Origin of the sequence: Glutamicibacter sp. V16R2B1 (assembly GCF_005774635.1) — a bacterium.
GTDB lineage: Bacteria > Actinomycetota > Actinomycetes > Actinomycetales > Micrococcaceae > Glutamicibacter > Glutamicibacter creatinolyticus.
This window is the reverse complement of the sequence record NZ_VATX01000004.1, coordinates 39,710-58,602: the sequence shown is the minus strand read 5'-3', so window position 1 is coordinate 58,602 and position 18,893 is coordinate 39,710. Positions and strand designations below refer to the sequence as shown.

The following is an 18,893-nucleotide window of genomic DNA, read 5'->3' as shown; positions in this document are numbered from 1 at the left end:
GGTGCGCGGGGTTAGATCGCGGCCAGCTGGTCGGCGCGCACCTGCCGGGCGGCGGCGACCAGGTTGGCCAGGGAGGCGGTGGTTTCGGCATAGCCGCGGGTCTTCAGCCCGCAGTCCGGGTTCACCCACAGCGCCTGGCGGTCCACCGAATCCAGGGCGGTGCCGATCAGCTCGGCGATCTCCTGCTGGGAGGGCACCCGCGGGGAGTGGATGTCGTACACGCCCGGGCCGATGCCGCGGCGGTAGCCGAAGGACTTCAGGTCCGCGGTCACCTCCATCGCCGAGCGGGCCGCCTCGATGGAGGTCACGTCCGCGCCCAGCGCGTCGATCGCGCCGATCACCTCACCGAACTCCGAATAGCACAGGTGGGTGTGGATCTGGGTGCCGGCCGCCGCCCCGCCGGTGGCCAGGCGGAACGCGTCCACGCTCCAGCGCAGGTACTCCGGCTGGGCGGCGGCACGCAGCGGCAGCAGTTCACGCAGCGCCGGCTCGTCGACCTGGATGATGCGGATCCCGGCCTGCTGCAGGTCCTGGATCTCATCGCGCAGCGCCAGCGCCACCTGCCGGGCACTGGTTTGCAGCGGCACGTCATCGCGCACGAAGCTCCAGGCCAGGATCGTCACCGGCCCGGTGAGCATGCCCTTGACCGGCTTGTCGGTCAGCGAGGCGGCGTGGGAAATCCAGGGCACGGTGAACGCCGCCGGGCGGGTGACGTCGCCGAAGAGGATCGAGGGGCGGGTGGCGCGTGAACCGTAGGACTGCACCCAGCCGTGCTCGGTGACCGCGAACCCGTCGAGGTTCTCCGCGAAGTACTGCACCATGTCGTTGCGTTCGGCTTCCCCGTGCACCAGCACATCCAGCCCCAGCTCCTCCTGCAGCGCGATCACCCGGGCGATCTCCTGCTCCACGAACCGGCGGTAGCCCTGGTCGTCCAGGGTGCCAGCGGTGTGGGCGGCCCGGGCGGCGCGCACCTCAGCGGTCTGCGGGAAGGAGCCGATGGTGGTGGTGGGCAGCAGCGGCAGCTGCAGGCCCGCCCGCTGCGCGGCGGCGCGCTGCTGCTCATCCGGGCGCTGCAGGTCCTGCTCACCCAGCCCGGCCAGGCGTTCACGCACCTCCGGCACCGTGGTGCCCGGGTAGGCGGCGCGGGCGGCCAGCGCCCGCTCGGTGGCCACCAGTTCGCGGGCGATCGCATCCTCCCCGTGCTCCAGGCCGGTGGCCAGGGTGAGCACCTCGCTGACCTTCTGGTCCGCGAACGCCAGCCAGTCGGCCAGCCCCTCGGGCAGGTTCCCCTCCAGGGCCACATCGTGCGGCACGTGCAGCAGCGAGGTGGCGGTGCCCACCGCCAGGCGTCCGCCGGCGGCGGTCACCGCCTGGCGCAGGGCGCGCAGCGCGATCAGCGAGGCGCCCAGGTGGTTGCGCCACACATTGCGGGCATCCACGATCCCGGCCACCACGGTGGTGCCCTGCAGCTGGCCAAGGAATTCGGGCTGCGGGGCCACCCCGCGCACCAGGTCCACCTGCACCGCGTCCACCCCGGCCCGGGCCAGTACCCCCAGGCCCTCACCGGGGCGGGTGAGCTGCCCGGCGGTGCCGTACCCGGTGGTGACCAGCAGCGCCGGGCGCGGGCCGGAGGACAGCTGGCGGTACACGCGTTCGGCCAGGCCGCCGGGCACCGCGTGCCGGGCACCGGCCTCGGTGACCAGGGCCGGCTCATCGAGCTGCACCCAGCCCACCCCGGCGGCGGCCAGCTCGGCCAGCAGCTGGGCGTAGACCTCGACGAGCTCATCGATCCGGTGCAGCGGCGTGAACCCGGAGCGGGCGGCGCCCTCCTCGGCCTTGGCCAGCAGCAGGAAGCTGATCGGGCCGACCAGGGTGGGGCGGATGGTGTGCCCGGCCCGGGCGTGGGCGGTGAAGTTCTCCAGCAGCCCGGCGGGGTTGGCGCGCAGGGTGGTGCGCTCGCCGAGCTCCGGGACCAGGTAGTGGTAGTTGGTGTCGAACCACTTGGTCATTTCCAGTGGGGCGCGCTGCGCGTCACCGCGGGCCAGCGTGAAGGCGTCGGCGGTGCTCAGCGGGGCGCTGAGCACCTCGGCGAAGCGGGAGGGCACCGCCCCGAGCGCCACCAGCGTGTCCAGCACCTGGTCGTAGTAGGCGTGGTCCCCGGGCAGGGAGCCGTTCGCCGGGTCAAGCCCCAGCTGCACCAGGCGTTCCAGGTTCTGCTGCTGCACGGCAAAGGCCCGCTCGTGCAGCTGCTGCTCGGTCAGGGTGCCGGCCCAGTGCGCCTCCAGCGCCTTTTTCAGTTCGCGGCGCCGGCCGATGCGCGGGTAGCCGAGGATGCTGGCCTGCGGGAAGTGCTGCTTGCTCATGGTGTTCTCCTAGTTTTCTGCCGGGCCGGGGTGCCCGGCCGGGTCGTTGGGCAATTCGGTGGTTCGTCGGTGGAAGCGGGCGCCTAGGCCCCGCTGTGGGCGGCCCAGGATTGGGCCAAGGTGCTGCGGGCGCCGGGCAGCTGCAGCTGCTCGATCACGTCCAGGCTGCCGCGGTGGTCGTTGAACGTGTACAGGTGCAGCCCCGGGGCCCCGTCATCGAACGCCGCCCGGGCCAGGTCCACCGCCCAGCGCACCCCGATGCGGTGGCGTTCGGCGTCGCTGGTCGCGCTTTGCAGCGCGTGGGCCAGGATCGGGTCCGGCTGCACCCCGGTCAGCGCCGCCAGCCGGTTTAGCCGGCGCAGCGAATTGAGCGGGATGATGCCGGGGATGATCGGGATGCACACCCCGGCGCGGCGGGCCGCGGCGAGCAGCCCCCGGTAGTCCTCGGGCTGGAAGTAGACCTGGGTGATCGCATAGTCCGCCCCGGAGCGCTGCTTGCCCAGCAGCACCTCGATGTCGTGCTCGAAGCTCGGGGACTCGGGGTGGCGGTGCGGGTAGGCGGCCACCCCCACCCCCAGCCGGCCCCCGGCCAGGGAGGCGGCGTGTTCGTCCTCCACCTGGCGGATCAGCTCGATCAGGTAGCGGGCGAACGGGAATTCACCGCGCCAGCCCTGCGGGTCCTGCGGCAGGTCACCGCGCAGCGCCAGCACCCCGCGCACCCCCAGGGCGATGAAGTGGCGGATCAGCACGCGCAGCGACTGCGCCGACTCCCCCACACAGGTCAAGTGCGCCAGCGGGCGCAGCTTGGTCTGGGTGACGAGGTGTTCGATCAGCGCCAGGGACTGGGCGCGGCGGGCCGGGGTGCCCGAATAGGTGACCGAGACGTAGTCCGGGCTGGTGTCGGCCAGCTGCTCGATGCTGTGGTAGACCGACTCGGCCACCTCGCGGTTCACCGGCGGGTAGAGCTCGTAGGACAGGGACGGTGGGGCCACCGAACCGGGCATGTGTTCCTCCTCGTGTCAGCGACGAGGCAGTGCACCGTGACCCGCACCCTGGGGTGCGGCCGGCAGCGGCCGGGCCCGGCGCGGCGGCCGGGGCGGATCGGACGGTACTGCTCCATCGTTTCTGGCATTAGCACCTTTCGGTTTCCCGGTGGTTGCTGCGGCGTCGTCGAGCCAGATCTCTTAGCCGCTCTTGATGGGTTGTTGGTGATTCCATCGTTCGCCAGGGCCCGGCGGCGGCGCAAGCACGCCGGGCCGCGCCGCGTCATCCGCCGTCCCACCCCGTCATGTGACGCGTGAACGTTAAGATGACGCGATTCTTACGCCCGCAGTGTGACGCGTGGGCGGTGACCGGTTTTCCCCGGGTTGCCGGGGGCGCACCGGGGGGCAGGGCCGCTGAAGTGTTGCGCCGGGCGGCTTTGTGTGACGCGGTGATGACGCGCCGTGCGGCCCGTGCCAAAGCCCGGCCGATCACCTACACTCCGGGAAAGGATGAAAGTCTTCGGCCACTGGGTGCGCCGGCAGGGGCCGCGGGCGCAGGGGCCGAACCGGTGCCAAGGAGCCGCAATGTACACCGCAATCCGCCTGTCCTTGACCGTGGTGCTGTGCCTGGTCGCCTCGCTGGTGTTGCCGATGCTGTATTCGCGCCTCCTGCAGCCGCTGCGCCAGCAGGTGCAGTACGGCGGCACGGTCAGCGGCCTGCTGGTGCTGACCGGGGCCTGCCTACTGGTCTACAGGCTGCTGCTGGCAGTGCAGGGCCGGGTGCTGGAGGAGTTGCCCCGGCGCTGGCCGGCCGCCGGGCTGGTGGTGCTCACCGCCGCCGGCTGTGTGCTCTTGAGCTGGTACGGGCAGCTGAGCTGGTTTTTCGGGACCCAGTCCTTCCTGGCCGCGCTGGTGTACATCGGGTTCACCCTCGGTGCGCTGCTGCTGCGCCGCCCGGCCCGCCCGCTGGATCGGCGGGCCGGGGCATGACCCCGCACGCTTCCCGGACCGCGGCCGGTGCATCATCTAGGCTGGTGACTACGATGAATGCCAGGCAGAAGACCCACCTAAGCGGCGGGCGCGAGCGCGCCATCAGCGAAGCTGCACGCCCCGATGAGGACGAGTTCCGTGTGGACATTGAGCGGATCCGCTTCTCCCCCTACTTTTCCCGGCTCTCCGCGGTCACCCAGGTGATCCCGCAGGCCGGGGCCGGCACCGTGGTGCACAACCGACTGACCCATTCGCTGAAGGTGTCGGCCGTGGCCCGCTCGATCGCGATCGGGCTGCGCAACTCGGATCCGCGCACCCAACAGCTGGTGGAGGAGCTGGGCGGCTGCGACCCGGTGGTGGTGCAGGCCGCGGCCGCCGCCCACGACCTGGGCCACCCGCCGTTTGGGCACCTGGGTGAGCAGGAGCTGGACCGGGTGGCGCGGCAGAGCCTGGGGCTGCCCGACGGGTTTGAGGGCAACGCCCAGACCTTTCGCATCCTCACCGCCCTGGACAGCTGCGACGCCACCGCCCGCGGGCTGAACCTGACCCGGGCGGTGCGCGCCGGGGTGCTGAAGTACCCGTGGTCGCGCAACGAATGGCTGAACCAGCCGCTGCGCTCCCCGCAGGACCTGCCGCGCGGGGCCGGGAACCATTCGGGGGCCGGGGCGGCGAAGTTCTCCTGCTATGACATCGAGATCGCCGAGATGCACGATGTGCTCTCCGTGTTCCCGCGCATCGCCACCCACCAGCAGACCCTGGAATGCTCGGTCATGGACATCGCCGACGACATCGCCTATGCCGTGCACGACCTGGATGACTTCTACCGGGCCGGGGTGCTGCAGTACACCACGGTCTCCGCCGAGCTGCGGGCCTGGCTGAACCATTCGCGCTCCCTGGCCGAAATCCCCGAAGGGGAACTGGACATGCGCCGCCCGGGTCACGCGCTGGAGCGCACCTGGCGCCGGCTGCTGGCCAAGGACCCGTGGGTCGCCTGCCCGGAGGCGTTCCGCGACTCGGTGGAACGGGTGGAACACGACCTGGTGGAGGGGCTGCTGGCGGTGCCGTACAACGGCGGGCTGGAGGCGGACCGGGCGGTCACCGGCTTCACCCGGCGCTGGATTGACCGGCTGCAGGCCTCGATCGCGGTGGAACGCACCCCGGTGGTCCGCAGCGGCCACGTCCGGCTCGCGGACGCTGCCTGGCATGATGTGGTGGTGCTCAAGTTCGTGCACTCGCGCTTCGTGCTGGACCGCTCGGATTTGGCGGTCTACCAGCGCGGGCAGACCCGGATCATCTCCTCGCTGGCCGAGGGGTTCAAAGCCTGGCTGAATGACCCGGACGACGCCTCCCGCGCCCCGCGCCGGCTGCTGGATTCGGTGGAGGCCGCCACCGAGGAGTACCGCCAGCTGCGGGCCATGGAGCCCCAGCGCTTTGGGCCGGCCGGGGACGGAGAGGTCCAGCGCCTGGGCCAGGCCCGGGCGATCGTGGACTATATCGCCTCCTTCACCGACGCGCAGGCGGTGTCGGTCAACGCGCTGCTGACCGGAACCTCGGAAGGGATCTGGGAAGTGGGCCGCGGACTCTAGCACCCGGCCCGGTCGCTGCCGAACGCGCCCAACCTTCAGGCAGCCCCTGTCGGTCACATTGCCTGCGGGGATTGGCGCGGCGGCAGGGCTTGTGCCAAGAATGGTCTGGGGTTGGGTCCAAGCCAGGCCCCTGACTTCTACGACGGGATGAACCTTGGTGTTGCGTGTTCTTGTTCCCTCCAACGAGTTGGCCCGCCGCCTGGATCTGCCCGGGGTCGAGCCGATCGTGTGGCATTTGAACGACACTGCCGCGGATGCCCCGCCCGCGCAGGTGCTGGTGACCGAGCGGCCCCGCAACCCGCAGCACCGTGCCAGGGTCTCGCGCATTCCGGGACTGGAGCATGTGCACCTGATGTCGATCGGCTACGAGTGGGTGCTGGAGCACCTGCCCGCCGGGGTGGGACTGAGCAACTCGCGCGGGGCCATCGAGGACGCGACCGCCGAGCACTGCCTGGCCCTGGTCCTGGCCGCGCTGCGTGGGGTGGACACCGCCGTGCACCGCCAGCGTGAACAGCGCTGGGAACCCACCTGGGGCGGCAGCCTGCACGGGGCCCGGGTGCTGTTGCTGGGCTACGGCGGGGTGGGCCAGGAAATCGAGCGACGGCTGCTGCCCTTCAAACCAGCACAACTGCTGCCGGTGGCCCGCACGGCGCGCACCCTGCCCGATGGCACGATTGTCCACGGCGTCGATGAGCTGGATTCGCTGTTGCCGCACGCCGAAGTGGTGATCGTGGCGCTGCCGCACACCGATGACACCCAGCGGCTGGTCAACCAGGGGTTCCTGGCCCGGATGCGTGACGGGGCGCTGTTGGTGAACATCGGCCGCGGCGCCGTGGTGGACACCCCCGCCCTGTTGGCCGAGCTGGAGGCCGGGCGGTTGCGCGCGGCCCTGGATGTCACCGACCCCGAGCCCTTGCCGGCCGGCCACCGGTTGTGGCAGGCCCCGGGCTGCCTGATCACCGCGCACGTGGGCGGGAACACCCACCGGGTGATGGAGCTGGTCTACGACCTGGCGCTCACCCAGGTCCAGGCGCTGGCGGCCGGGACCGAAGCACGAAACATGATCCGCGCCGCGGCCGCCAGCCCCCAGGGCCGGATCCGCTAGTCCAGCGCGATCGGCCCGTATTCCTCCAGGAAGTGGATCGGGCCCGGGTTCGCCGCAAAGCTGTCCCCGCCGAAGTGGCGCATCACCCCGTGCACGGCATTCAGCCCGGTGGTCACCGCACCCTCGGCCCAGCCCGCGGTCCAGGAGATGTCATCGCCGGCCAGGAAGATCCCGCGCTGCGATTCAGGCAGCCCCCGCTGGTCGAAGTGGGTGTACAGCCGCTGCTGGTAGCGGTAGTGGCCCGGTAGGTTGGCCTTGAACGCACCCATGAAGTTCGGGTCCGCCTCCCAGGAGACGGTGATCGGGGTGCCCACGATGTGGCTGCGGATGTCCAGGCCCGGGTAGATCTGCTCCAGGGAGTGCAGCATCAGCTCGGTGCGGCGCTCGGCATCCAGGGACAGCCACTTCAACGCGTCATCGTTCCAGGTGTAGGACAGCAGGATCACCGCCGGCTTGCCCGGGCCGTTGTCCAGCAGGTAGGTGGCCCGGTTCAACCGGTCGGTGAGGGTCATGGACATCAGGTCCTGGCCCGTCTTGGGGTCCTTGTCCTTCCAGAACGCCCGGTCCACCATCACGAAGGTCTTGGAGGACTGCATGTAGTGGCTGCGTTCGATCGCGGTCCACATCTTCGGTTCGAAGAGGGACTCCTCCACGTGGATGCCGGTGGACAGCAGCCAGGACTGGGTGGTGGAGACCACCGCATCGAATTCCTGGGTCCGCCCGTGCTTCTCGGTGACCGCGATGCGCTGCCCGTGCGGGCCGTGGCCCTGCCCGCGCACGATCCGGGAGACCGCACCGCGCGGTGCCCCGTGGTGCAGCGAGGACAGGCTGGTGCCGGCCGGCCAGTGCACCAGGTCCTGGGGCGCGTGGTTCCACAGGGCGTGCGGCAGCTTCGCCGCCCCGCCGGTGATGCCGCGGTGGTTGTCATCCGCGTCGGTGTACACGACCCGCAGGATTTCCAGGATCGAGTTAGGGAAATCGGTGTCCCAGCCTCCGGTGCCGAATCCGACCTGGCCGAACGCCTCACGGTGCTCGAAGCCGGCTTCCTTGAAGGCCGCCGAGTTGGCGATGAAGCCGTAGAAGGTCTCCTCGTCCAGTTCACGCACCATCCGGTCCCACAGCTCCTTGATCTTCGCGGTGTCGCGGGAGATCAGGGCCTGCTGCATGCGTTCAAAGTCGGCGTCCTCGGCCAACGCCCGGCGCCAGGCGTCGGCGACCTCGTGGAAGAATGCGGGCAGCTGGTCGGGTCGTTCGGCGTAGACCTTCTCCCCCTTCAGCTCGATCACCGTGGAGGGGGTGGGCCCGGCCATCGGGTTGGGGAATTCGAAGGTGTCGATGCCCAGCTTGTCGATGTAGTGGTAGAACGCCTTGCCGGTGCTCGGGAAACGCATCCCTCCCAGGTCGCAGGTGACCTCCGGGGCGGCGGCGAAGGAGGCGGTGCGCAGCCGCCCGCCGATCTGGTCGGCCTCGAAAATCACCGGCTTGAGCCCCAGCTTCATCAGCTCATACGCGGTGACCAGCCCGGACAGCCCCGCACCGATCACGGCTACCTCGGTGCCGTGATGTTCCCGGGGAATCTGGCCCAGCCCCTCGGCGCCGGCCAGGTAGTGGTCGTAGCTGAAGGGGAAGTCGGGGTTGAGCATGCTCAGGCTCATTCGGTGTTGCTCCTTGGTCGTGCGTGAAACGTTGGGATTGAAAAGTCGTGGGCGGTCCGGCCCGCCAAAACCTAGTCGGCCGGCCGGTTCAGGTGGGCGTCGATGTACTGCTGCTTGCTCAGCTGCCCCAGCCGGGAGTGGCGCCGGCCGTAGCCGAAGTAGATCACGATGCCCACGCACATCCACAGCCCGAAGACCAGCCAGGTCACCGGAGCCAGCTGGCTCATCAGGAACAGGCAGGCCGCGGCGCCCAGGATCGGGGTGAGCGGGTAGAAGGGCACCTTAAAGGTGCGGGTGGCCAGCGGCTGCTTGCGGCGCAGGTAGATCACCGAGACGCTGACCAGCGCGAAGGCGAACAGGGTGCCGATGCTGGTGGCCTCGGCCAGCTGTCCCAGCGGGATGAAGGCGGCCGTCAGCGCCACCACGCTCCCGGTGATCACGGTGCCGGCGATCGGGGTGCCGGTGCGGGCGTTGACCCGGGAGAAGATGCCGGGCACCAGTCCGTCGCGGGACATGGACAGCAGGATGCGGGTCTGCCCGTAGAGCACGGTGAGCACCACCGAGGCGATGGCCAGCACCGAGCTGGCGGCAAAGAGCAGCACGATCCACTGCTGGCCGGTCAGTTCGTGGATGATCTGCACCAGGGCGGCCTGGGAGCCTTCGAACCACTGCCACTGCCGCGCACCGACGGCGGTGACGGCCACCAGCACGTACGCGGTGGTCACGATGACCATTGACCACAGGATTGCCCGGGGCAGGTCCCGCTTCGGGTTGCGGGCCTCCTCACCGGCGGTGGAGGCGGCGTCGAAGCCGATGTAGGAGAAGAACACGATGGAGGCCGCGCCGGTGACCCCCGCCGCGCCCATGGGCAGCAGCGGTTCAAAGTTTCCGGCGTTGAAGGCGGTGAAGGCAACGATGGAGAAGAACACCAGGATGCCGGTCTTGATGATGACCACCACGGTGTTCACCAGGGCCGATTCACGGGCACCGCGGATCAGCAGGATCGTGGCTAGCCCGACCACGATCAGGGCCGAAAGGTTCACCATTCCGCCTGGCTCGCTGGGTCCTGCCGCCAGGGCGGCAGGCAGCTCCAGGCCGAAGACGCTGAGGGTTTCGTTGACGTATTCGGCGGCGCCCACCGCCACGGCCGCCACCGAGACCGCGTACTCCAGCACCAGGCACCAGCCGCACACCCAGGCGATGCCCTCGCCCAGGGTGGCGTAGGAGTAGGAGTAGCTGGACCCAGAGACCGGCACCATGCCGGCCATTTCCGCGTAACTGACCGCCGAGAGCAGGGCGGTGACACCGGCGAGCAAGAAGGAGATGAAGACCGCCGGTCCGGCGATCGGCACCGCCTGGCCAAGGATCACCAAAATGCCGGTGCCCAGGGTGGCACCCACGGAAATCATGGTGAGCTGGAAAACGCCCAGAGTGCGCTTCAGCTGCCCGCCGCCGTTGTCGGCCTGGGCTGACTCCACCATGTGGGAAATCGACTTACGGCGTCGAAGCTGCGCCGTCAGCGTGGGGCGTGGGGACCTGGTCAAGCCGCTCGGTGTACTCATGATGTTCCTTGCGTAGCTGTTCATCCATCGCTTTCCAGACTAGGTCTGTGAGCGGCATCTCAACCCTAGCCGATTTGAACTAAACTTTGAGCACATGGGACAAAATGCACCGGACTGGTTGGATCGCGCACCTGTGGCTGAAGACGCCGAGGTGCCCTGGGAAGGACTGACGGTGGCCCGCTTCCTGCGCGAAATCCGCGGCGGGGTGCGGGTCGTGGTGGAGGGCGGGGACGCCCCGCTGCACTGGGTGGAGCCCAGCGACCTGGCCGACCCCACCGCCTACCTGATCCCCCACGAACTGGTGCTGACCACCGGCGCCCAATGGCTGGACGTGCCGGCCGGGCCGCAGCGCGATCGGCGGATCGATGACTACGTGGCCGCACTGGTTCGTGCCCGGGCCAGCGCCCTGGGCTTTGGCACCGAACCCTATTTCCAAAACGTGCCTGCGGCCCTGAGCGCCGCCTGCCGCCGCCACGGACTGAGCCTGTGGCAGATCGATGTTTCCGTGCCGTTCGCGCACCTGGGCATCACGTTCGCCAAACTGCTGCGCAGTGACACCGCGCGGATGATGAAGGATGTGGCCGAGGCGAACCGGGCGCTGCTGCGCGCCCTGGACCGCGACCGGCCCGAGACGAGGCTGATCGAGGAGCTGGCCCCACGCATCGGCGCGGCCGTGCAGCTGTTGGACCCCAATGGCCGCCTGCGCCACGTGGCCCGCGGCAGCAGCGTGGACCTGCCCGATGAGGATGCCCTGCACGCGGTGCGCCACAAGCTCGCCTCCCACCGTTCGGCACGCCTGGAGGTGCTCAGCGACGGGGAGGTCACGCACCTGGTCTACCCGTTGCGGGCCCGCCAGCCCACGGCCTCCCCCGGCCAGAAGGATGCCGCCAGCCAGCGTCCGGACCCGGGAACCGGAACCCTGGTGCTCTCCCTGGCCGAACCTCCGTCGGTCGCGGTGCGCAGCATCGCCGGCACGGCGTTGAGCCTGCTGGAGGTCATCTTGCATCAGCGCCTGGTTGGCTCCTTCGCCGCGACCCAGCTGGCCACGCTGCTGGTGCTGGGAATCACCGGGCAGGACCCCGAATCGGGGCGCACCAATGAGCTGCTTGATGCTGCGGTGGGCGGAAACCCCAGGCAGCCGCTCCACGTGGTGCTCGCCGCCGGCCAGGAAGACGGGGACACCGATCCCGATCACCAGGTGGTGCTTTGCCGCAGCCTGTTCGACACCCGGCTGGTGGCCCGGCTGGATGGGCAGCTGGCCGTGGTCACCCGCCAACCGGTCGACGACCCGTTGATGCTGCGCGCCCGGGAAGCGGGAATGCTGGTGGCGGTCTCCCGCGCCCTGGATCCGTCCGCCGCCGGGTGGCGGCAACGCGGCGCGGAACTGCACGAGGCCTATCTGCAGGCCGCGGGGCTGCTGCGGCGGGTGCTCGATGAGCAGCGCAGCCTCAGGGCCGCGGATCTGGGCAGCACCTTCGCCGACTTGCTGCCGCTGAATGCGGCTCGACAACTGGCCCATGACCTGCTCGCCCCGCTGCTAGAACTGCCCGCGGCCCGCCGCGAGCTGTACTTGAGGGTGCTGCGTTCCTGGCTGGAGGCCAACGGGCAGTGGGATGCCTCGGCAGCCGCTGCGCAGCTGCACCGCAACTCCATGCGCCGGCACATAAGCGCCATTGCCGAGCTGTTGGGCGTGGACCTGTCCGAGGCGGCGGTGCGTCAGGAGCTTTATCTGGCGCTGCGTTTCATTTCCAATACCGGAACATAGTCCAGCCCAGCGGCTAGTCCGCCCGGGTTTCGGCACCCCAGCGCTGGTAGAGGTCGTTGCGCAGTTCGGCCAGGTAGGGGGTGATCCGCTGGGCTTCGCTCACCTGGCGGGCCGCAAGGTCGGTGATCAGCAGTTCGGCCTCGGCCCCGGCGGCGGCCAGCACGGTGCCGGAGGGCGCCGCCACCACCGAGTGCCCCGAGAGCTCCAGTCCGGCCTCCATGCCGCTGTGGTTCGCGTACGCCACGTAGACCCCGTTTTCCATGGCGCGGGCCGGAATCAGCGAATCGGTGACCGGATCATTGCCCACGCTCAACGCGGTCGGCACGATGACCAGCTCGGCACCACGAACGGCCGCGGCGCGTACGGTTTCGGGGAATTCAACGTCAAAGCAGATCATCAGCCCGATGCGCAGGCCCTCAAGCTCGAACAGGGCCGGGGCGCCGGTGCCGGGCTTGAACACCCGTTGCTCCTCGGGTCCGTAGAGGTGCACCTTCACATAGCGGGCCAGCTGGGCCCCGCTCCGGTCCACCACATAGCCGACAATCATCCACTGGCCGTCAACGTATTCCGGTAGGCAATAGGCAATCGCGATCCCGGCGGCGCGCGCCACCTCGGGCATCCGCTGGCCCCACGCCGCGGCCTGCTCGGGGACAAGCCGCTGGAGGATCTGCTCGGGCGCGTACCCGCTAATGAACAGCTCAGGCGTCAGCAGCAGGTCGGCCTCGGCCTTGGCGACCTGCTCGGCCGCATGGGCGATCAGGGAAATGTTCGCGTCCCCATCCAGCACGGTCGCGGTGTCTTGCAGCATTGCCAGTCGCATGGTGATGTCCACTTCCTCGTCAGTACTACTTCAAGGCTAGGGGTCGTTACCGATGCCGCCGAGTTAAAAAAGTCCCAGCTTCCCGGGTGCGCAGGATGTTTTGCACCAGCCATGGCTGGTTTCGCTGGGCGCCCGGACGGGTCAGGCCGACCCGGAACCCGGCAGCTGGTGCAGGATGTCGGGGCCACTGAATGGTTGCGCATCCGCCTTAACGAGTGGAGGCACCAGCCCATGGCTGGTGCCTCCAGTGGTTCAGCGCGCCGGGACTACTTGGTCAGCAGTTCCAAAGCAGCGTTCAGGGTCTTGCTCGGACGCATGACCGCGGTGGTCTTGGCCTCGTCCGGACGGTAGTAGCCGCCCAGTTCAACACTGTGGCCCTGGACCTCGGCCAGCTCGCTGAGGATGGTTTCCTCATCGTTGGACAGTGCCTTGGCCACGTCGGCGAAGGCGGCCGCCAATTCGGCGTCCTTGTCCTGCTTGGCCAGCTCCTCGGCCCAGAACTTGGCCAGGTAGAAGTGGCTGCCGCGGTTGTCCAGCTCGCCCACCTTGCGCTTGGGCGACTTGTTTTCCAGCAGGAAGGTACCGGTCGCGGCGTCCAGCGTGTCGGCCAGCACCTGGGCGCGGGCGTTGTCGTAGTTGCTGGCCAGGTGCTCGAAGGAAGCGGCCAGGGCCAGGAACTCACCCAGCGAGTCCCACCGCAGGTGGTTCTCGTTCACCAGCTGCTGTACGTGCTTCGGGGCCGAGCCACCGGCACCGGTCTCGAACAGGCCGCCGCCGGCCAGCAGCGGAACGATCGAGAGCATCTTGGCGCTGGTGCCCAGCTCCAGGATCGGGAACAGGTCGGTGAGGTAGTCGCGCAGCACGTTGCCGGTCACCGAGATGGTGTCCTCGCCCTTGCGGATGCGCTCAATCGAGTACTTGGTGGCCTCGATCGGCGAGAGGATCTTGATGGTCAGGCCCTCGGTGTCGTGCTCCTTGAGGTATTCGTTGACCTTCTTGATCAGCACCGCGTCGTGGGCGCGGTTCTCATCCAGCCAGAACACCGCCGGGGTCTGGGAGGCGCGGGCGCGGTTGACGGCCAGCTTCACCCAGTCGCGGATGGCAACGTCCTTGGTCTGGCAGGCACGCCAGATATCGCCGGTGAAGACCTGGTGCTCGATCAGTACCGTGCCGAACTCGTCCAGCACCTGGACGTGGCCGTTGCCGGTCATCTCGAAGGTCTTGTCGTGCGAGCCGTATTCCTCGGCCTTCTGGGCCATCAGGCCCACGTTCGGCACGGTGCCCATGGTGGTCGGGTCGTAGGCGCCGTTGGCGCGGCAGTCTTCGATCACGGCCTGGTAGACGCCGGAGTAGGAGGAGTCAGGCAGCACGGCCAGGGTTTCGGCTTCCTCGCCGTCCGGGCCCCACATCTTTCCGCCTAGGCGGATCATGGCCGGCATCGAGGCGTCGACGATCACATCGGAAGGCACGTGCAGGTTCGTGATCCCCTTGTCCGAATCCACCATGGCCAGCTTCGGGCCCTCTTCCAGGCCCTTGGCGATCAGCTTCTCCACGCCCTCGCGGACCTCGTCGGTCAGCTCGTCCAGCCCGCCGAGGATGGCGGCCAGGCCGTTGTTCGGGTTCAGCCCGGCGGCTTCCAGCTGCTCGCCGTAGGTGTCGAACAGCTCAGAGAAGTAGGCCTTGACGACATGGCCGAAGATGATCGGGTCGGAGACCTTCATCATGGTGGCCTTCAGGTGGGCGGAGAACAGCACGTCATCGCGCTTGGCGCGGGCCACGGCGTCCTTGAGGAACTCGTCCAGGGCCGCCACGTGCATGACGGTGCCGTCGATGACCTCGCCGGCCAGCACCTTGAACGGCTTCTTCAGGATCTTGACTTCACCGTCTTCGGCGACAAAGCGGATCGAGATGCTCTTGTCCTTGTCGATGACCACGGACTTCTCGTTCGAGGCGAAGTCATCGGCACCCATGGTGGCGACATTGGTCTTCGAGTCGGAGGACCAGGCACCCATCGAGTGCGGGTTCTTGCGGGCGTAGTTCTTCACGCTCAGTGGCGCGCGGCGGTCCGAGTTGCCTTCACGCAGCACCGGGTTCACGGCCGAACCCTTGATCTTGTCGTAGCGGGCGCGGATGTCGGTTTCCTCATCCGAGCTCGGGTTGTCCGGGTAATCGGGCAGGGCGTAGCCGGCGGCCTGCAGTTCGGCGATCGCGGCCTTCAGCTGCGGGATCGATGCGGAGATGTTCGGCAGCTTGATGATGTTGGCCTCGGGGGTCTTGGCCAGGTCACCCAGCTCGGCCAGGGCATCGGCGATGCGCTGTTCCTCGGTCAGGTAGTCCGGGAAGCTGGCGATGATGCGGCCGGCCAGCGAGATGTCGCGGGTTTCCAGCTCCACCCCGGCGGTCGAAGCGTAGGCCTCGACGATCGGCAGGAACGAGTGGGTCGCCAGCATCGGCGCTTCATCGGTGTGGGTGTAGATAATCTTGGCCATAGGTGTGGCGTCTCCCTGATCGTCGTGCGGAAGCGGGGTTAACCGCCCTAAACTCAACGTTCCCAACTTACCTGATTTCGGGCTCCACGACACGTTTTGTGGCCTAGTTATCCCTGCGAACTGCCTTGATTTTGCGCTGGAATGTCGGGCCTGGCGGCCCGAGATCGGCATCCCCGCTTTAAGTTAAGGTCTCGTAACTCAAACCGCTTTTTCGCAAACCCCGCCATGGGAGGGGCATAACAGCAACCCAGACGCCCCGGGACTGCCGCCGGAAGAACCCGGCAGCAAGCACGCAACCAGATTGTTGAACAATCCCGTCATTTGCTGCATGGTTAAGGTCGGAGGCAAGTAGAGACGGGGATCACAGTGCAATACATCGACCTGAATTCCGATGTGGGCGAATCGTATGGAAGCTGGAGCATGGGAGATGACACCGCGATCTTCCAATCCGTCTCCTCGGCCAACGTGGCCTGCGGATTCCATGCCGGTGACCCGCGCACCATCGCCCACACCTGCCGCGAGGCGGCGAAGGCGGGCATCACCATCGGGGCTCATGTCGGGTACCACGACCTGGCCGGGTTCGGCCGCCGTTTCATTGAGGTTCCGGGCAACGAACTGGCAGATGACTTGCTCTACCAGCTAGGGGCGATGGATGCCATGGCCCGGGCTGCCGGCAGTGAAGTCAAGTACGTCAAACCGCATGGCGCCTTGTACAACGCCATCGTGCACCATGAAGAGCACGCCCAGGCGGTGATTGACGCGATACGGGCCTTCGGACGCGACCTTCCCGTGCTCCTGCTTCCCGGGTCGATCGCCCTGGACAAGGCCGAACGTTCTGGGTTGCGGGCGGTCAGCGAGGCCTTTGCCGACCGCAGCTACAACCCGGACGGAACCTTGGTTTCGCGTACGGATCCCGCTGCCGTCCTGCATGACCCCCAACGCATCACCCAGAACATGATTCGCCTGGCCAGCGAAGGCACCATCCGGGCCATCGATGGCACCATCATCCGCACTTCCGCTGAGAGCATCTGTGTTCACGGGGATACGGCCGGAGCCGTGGCGGTGGCCGCCGCGGTGCGTGCCGGGCTGGAGTCCTCGGGGATAGACATCAAGAGCTTCGCATGACGATCGATGCCGTCCACTTTGCCGGCACCCGAGCGGTGCTCGTGGAGCTGTCCGATGCCGCGTCCGCGATGGCGCTGACCGCCTGGTTGGAATCCCATCCCCTGCCAGGACAGCAGGATGTGCAAACCGGTGCGCGCACGGTGCTGCTCAGGACCGACTGCCTGCCCAATGCCGGCTACGCGTACCGGCTCATTCCCACGCTGCATCTTGACCTGGACCGCCGGCACGAAGGCGAGCTCATCACGGTGAACGTCAGTTACGACGGGCCGGACCTGCACGCGGTGGCCGAGCTGCTCGGCCTGAGCACCGAAGCGCTGATCGAACTGCACAGTTCACGACGATGGGCTGCCGCATTTACCGGCTTTGCCCCGGGGTTCGCCTACCTGCAGTCCGAGGGCACGCCCCTGGAGGTTCCACGTCGAAGCACGCCTCGAACCACGGTGCCCGCCGGCGCGGTTGCCCTGGGCGGGAAGTACTCGGCCATCTACCCCGCGGCGTCCCCCGGCGGCTGGCAGCTGCTCGGGCATACCGACACCCGCATGTGGGACGTGAACCGCACGCCCCCGGCCCTGGTGCAACCGGGCGACAAGGTGAAATTCGTGCCGCAACGCGCGGCACTGCGACTGAGCGTTCCTGCCGCGAACCACCAGCCACCGGCACCACAGGTGACGTCGGGGGTGGAAGTCATCAGCCCCGGCCCGCAATCAACGATCCAGGATGCAGGACGCCGCGGCGCCGGCAACCTTGGCGTTTCCCCCTCCGGCGCTGCCGATGCGATTTCGGCGCACCAGGCGAACAGGCTGGTCGGGAACCTGCCCGGTGCGCCCGTCATCGAGACCCTTGCCGGTTCGCTGCGCGTGCGGGCCATTGGCCACCAGGTGCTGGCGGTCAGCGGGGCCGAGGTGCGGCTCGAGATCCACGGCGAAGCCGAGGATCACACCAGCATGCGCACCGCAGCGATGAACGTGCCGTTCATCCTCAGGGACAAGGAAACCTTGAGCTGTTCCGCGGCCACGGCCGGGCTTCGCAGCTACCTGGCGGTCCGTGGCGGCTTTGATGGCCACCGGGTTCTGGGCTCCCTGTCCACCGATTCCCTCTCCGGCCTCGGACCGGCACCCCTGCAACCCGGCGAGCGCCTGCCCACGGCGAGGATCCGCGGCACCCATCCGGTGGGCGGCGCCGAACCCTCCACGCTGCCCCAGCCCGAGCCGGACGGATGTTTTAGGCTGCGCCTCGTGGCCGGTCCACGCGATGATTGGTTCGGACCGCAGGGCCTGAAACGGCTTGTTTCCCAAACGTGGGAAGTCAGCGCCCAGTCCAACCGGGTGGGAATGCGCCTGAGCAATGCCGCGGGCGGCAGGCCGCTGGTCCGGCTGCGCGCCGGTGAGCTTGAAAGCGAAGGCATGGTCCGCGGTTCGCTTCAGGTTCCCCCTTCCGGATTGCCCGTGCTGTTCCTGGCAGATCACCCGGTGACCGGCGGCTATCCGGTCATCGCGACCTTGGTCGATGAGGACGTCTCAAAGGCGGCTCAGCTCGCCCCCGGCACCCCCATCCGCTTTGTGCTGCTGGAACCCGGCTCATCGATGCCGCGGACGGGAGGTGGGCGCGGATGAACGAGCCCCGTCAAGCAGCCGCCGCCACGGATGCTGCCCCCTGCCACGGCCTGTTGGAACGCGGGGTGGCCGCTCACGCGCACACCGGCGCGTGGGTGGCCGAACGGCTGCGTGCGCTCATCGCCGCAGGCAAGATGGTTCCCGGCCAAAAGCTTGGGGAAAAGGCGCTCTCCGAAACCTTTGGGATCTCCCGCAACACCCTGCGCGAGGCGTTCCGGATGTTGAACAACGAATTGATCATCACGCGGGTCCCCAACCGCGGGGTGTTCGTGGCTTCTCCCGGGCCGGAGGATGTACGTGAAATCTACGCGGTGCGCCGGATGATCGAACCGGCGGCGGTGGCCTGGGGCGCGGACCTAAATGTTGCCCAGCTGCACCGCACCGTGGTTTCTGGCCTGGAGGCGATGGCGGCCAGCGACACGGTCGGGGTCGCGGATGCGAACCAGCGGTTTCACCAGCAGATTGTTGCCGGGTCAGGCAGTAGGCACCTGCAGGAGCTGATGCACCGCGTGCTGGCCCGGATGCGGTTGGCGTTCCAGTCGGCGCAGGGCACCACGGATTTTCATCGCACCTACCTGCAGGGCAATGTGAACGTCGTGGGACTGCTCGATCGCGGGCAGCGGGTCGCGGCAGCCTATGAACTGCGCAGCTACCTGGAAGCGGCCGAAACCGAGCTGCTCTCACGGTTATCCGCCACGGCGCCGGGCGCTGCCCCTCGACGCGGTTAAAGCGCGTTTCCGCTGCCGCCACCGGCGGCTTGCCGACACAAAATCCCCGGGAGGCACCGGCAAGACGCGGCAGGCCCCCGCCCGCCTGAGTCATTCAGGTCGTGCGGGG

General features: G+C 68.4%; 13 protein-coding genes and 1 riboswitch. Of the genes, 7 read left to right on the top strand and 6 right to left on the bottom strand.

Going from position 1 to position 18,893, the window contains the following annotated elements; all coding sequences use genetic code 11:
* Window positions 1–11 precede the first annotated feature (11 nt).
* Entirely contained in the window at window positions 12–2,363 is a 2,352-nt protein-coding gene (gene metE / locus FDN03_RS01770; RefSeq protein ID WP_138173514.1) for a 5-methyltetrahydropteroyltriglutamate--homocysteine S-methyltransferase, read from the bottom strand.
* Window positions 2,364–2,446: 83 nt separating this feature from the next.
* Entirely contained in the window at window positions 2,447–3,367 is a 921-nt protein-coding gene (locus tag FDN03_RS01765) for a methylenetetrahydrofolate reductase (protein WP_138173512.1), read from the bottom strand.
* Window positions 3,368–3,476: 109 nt separating this feature from the next.
* A riboswitch (SAM riboswitch) is annotated at window positions 3,477–3,567 on the bottom strand.
* A 364-nt stretch (window positions 3,568–3,931) separates the two neighbouring features.
* On the opposite strand from FDN03_RS01765, the gene FDN03_RS01760 reads away from it, so the two are divergent.
* From FDN03_RS01760 to FDN03_RS01750, 3 genes are all read left to right on the top strand, one after another.
* Entirely contained in the window at window positions 3,932–4,336 is a 405-nt protein-coding gene (locus FDN03_RS01760; RefSeq protein ID WP_138173510.1) for a hypothetical protein, read from the top strand.
* Window positions 4,337–4,389: 53 nt separating this feature from the next.
* Window positions 4,390–5,922, top strand: a complete 1,533-nt coding sequence (gene dgt, locus FDN03_RS01755; RefSeq protein WP_138173643.1) for a dGTP triphosphohydrolase — start codon at window positions 4,390–4,392, stop codon at window positions 5,920–5,922.
* Window positions 5,923–6,079: 157 nt separating this feature from the next.
* Window positions 6,080–7,027: a 2-hydroxyacid dehydrogenase gene (locus tag FDN03_RS01750; RefSeq protein ID WP_217496551.1), complete on the top strand. Its 948-nt coding sequence runs from the start codon at window positions 6,080–6,082 to the stop codon at window positions 7,025–7,027.
* Here the strand turns inward: FDN03_RS01750 and FDN03_RS01745 are convergent.
* Both FDN03_RS01745 and FDN03_RS01740 read right to left on the bottom strand, forming a co-directional pair.
* Complete coding sequence (locus tag FDN03_RS01745; RefSeq protein WP_249354194.1) at window positions 7,024–8,682, bottom strand: NAD(P)/FAD-dependent oxidoreductase; 1,659 nt, start codon at window positions 8,680–8,682, stop codon at window positions 7,024–7,026. The two genes, FDN03_RS01750 and FDN03_RS01745, sit on opposite strands and share 4 nt — an antisense overlap.
* A gap of 71 nt (window positions 8,683–8,753) precedes the next feature.
* A complete protein-coding gene (locus FDN03_RS01740) occupies window positions 8,754–10,244 on the bottom strand; it encodes an amino acid permease (protein ID WP_138173508.1) in 1,491 nt (496 codons plus the stop codon).
* A gap of 94 nt (window positions 10,245–10,338) precedes the next feature.
* Here FDN03_RS01740 and FDN03_RS01735 point away from each other — a divergent pair, with 94 nt between their 5' ends.
* Window positions 10,339–12,009 carry a PucR family transcriptional regulator gene (locus FDN03_RS01735; RefSeq protein WP_138173506.1) on the top strand — a complete coding sequence of 557 codons (1,671 nt, stop codon included), beginning with the start codon at window positions 10,339–10,341 and terminating at the stop codon, window positions 12,007–12,009.
* A 13-nt stretch (window positions 12,010–12,022) separates the two neighbouring features.
* On the opposite strand, the gene FDN03_RS01730 is transcribed toward FDN03_RS01735, so the two are convergent.
* Window positions 12,023–12,829: a nitrilase-related carbon-nitrogen hydrolase gene (locus FDN03_RS01730; protein WP_138173504.1), complete on the bottom strand. Its 807-nt coding sequence runs from the start codon at window positions 12,827–12,829 to the stop codon at window positions 12,023–12,025.
* A gap of 266 nt (window positions 12,830–13,095) precedes the next feature.
* Window positions 13,096–15,318 (bottom strand): NADP-dependent isocitrate dehydrogenase, encoded by a 2,223-nt coding sequence (locus FDN03_RS01725; protein ID WP_138173502.1) that lies wholly within the window; start codon window positions 15,316–15,318, stop codon window positions 13,096–13,098.
* A 366-nt stretch (window positions 15,319–15,684) separates the two neighbouring features.
* Between FDN03_RS01725 and FDN03_RS01720 the strand changes: the two genes are divergently transcribed.
* Genes FDN03_RS01720 through FDN03_RS01710 form a run of 3 tightly spaced genes read left to right on the top strand, consistent with a single transcriptional unit; the run spans window position 15,685 to window position 18,784 of the window.
* Window positions 15,685–16,443, top strand: coding sequence for a 5-oxoprolinase subunit PxpA (locus FDN03_RS01720; RefSeq protein WP_138173500.1), 759 nt, complete (start codon window positions 15,685–15,687; stop codon window positions 16,441–16,443).
* Window positions 16,440–18,056, top strand: a complete 1,617-nt coding sequence (locus FDN03_RS01715) for an urea amidolyase family protein (RefSeq protein ID WP_138173498.1) — start codon at window positions 16,440–16,442, stop codon at window positions 18,054–18,056. The genes FDN03_RS01720 and FDN03_RS01715 overlap by 4 nt, the downstream gene beginning before the upstream one ends.
* Window positions 18,053–18,784, top strand: a complete 732-nt coding sequence (locus FDN03_RS01710; protein ID WP_138173496.1) for a GntR family transcriptional regulator — start codon at window positions 18,053–18,055, stop codon at window positions 18,782–18,784. The genes FDN03_RS01715 and FDN03_RS01710 overlap by 4 nt, the downstream gene beginning before the upstream one ends.
* Window positions 18,785–18,893 lie beyond the last annotated feature (109 nt).

Excerpts from the sequence above, each read along its gene's own strand:
- FDN03_RS01730 (WP_138173504.1), bottom strand. The coding sequence starts at position 12,829 with ATGCGACTGGCAATGCTGCAAGACACCGCGACCGTGCTGGATGGGGAC.
- FDN03_RS01735 (WP_138173506.1), top strand. The coding sequence starts at position 10,339 with ATGGGACAAAATGCACCGGACTGGTTGGATCGCGCACCTGTGGCTGAA.
- FDN03_RS01715 (WP_138173498.1), top strand. The coding sequence starts at position 16,440 with ATGACGATCGATGCCGTCCACTTTGCCGGCACCCGAGCGGTGCTCGTG.
- metE (WP_138173514.1), bottom strand. The coding sequence starts at position 2,363 with ATGAGCAAGCAGCACTTCCCGCAGGCCAGCATCCTCGGCTACCCGCGC.
- dgt (WP_138173643.1), top strand. The coding sequence starts at position 4,390 with ATGAATGCCAGGCAGAAGACCCACCTAAGCGGCGGGCGCGAGCGCGCC.
- FDN03_RS01740 (WP_138173508.1), bottom strand. The coding sequence starts at position 10,244 with ATGAGTACACCGAGCGGCTTGACCAGGTCCCCACGCCCCACGCTGACG.
- FDN03_RS01725 (WP_138173502.1), bottom strand. The coding sequence starts at position 15,318 with ATGGCCAAGATTATCTACACCCACACCGATGAAGCGCCGATGCTGGCG.
- FDN03_RS01745 (WP_249354194.1), bottom strand. The coding sequence starts at position 8,682 with ATGAGCCTGAGCATGCTCAACCCCGACTTCCCCTTCAGCTACGACCAC.
- FDN03_RS01710 (WP_138173496.1), top strand. The coding sequence starts at position 18,053 with ATGAACGAGCCCCGTCAAGCAGCCGCCGCCACGGATGCTGCCCCCTGC.
- FDN03_RS01760 (WP_138173510.1), top strand. The coding sequence starts at position 3,932 with ATGTACACCGCAATCCGCCTGTCCTTGACCGTGGTGCTGTGCCTGGTC.
- FDN03_RS01765 (WP_138173512.1), bottom strand. The coding sequence starts at position 3,367 with ATGCCCGGTTCGGTGGCCCCACCGTCCCTGTCCTACGAGCTCTACCCG.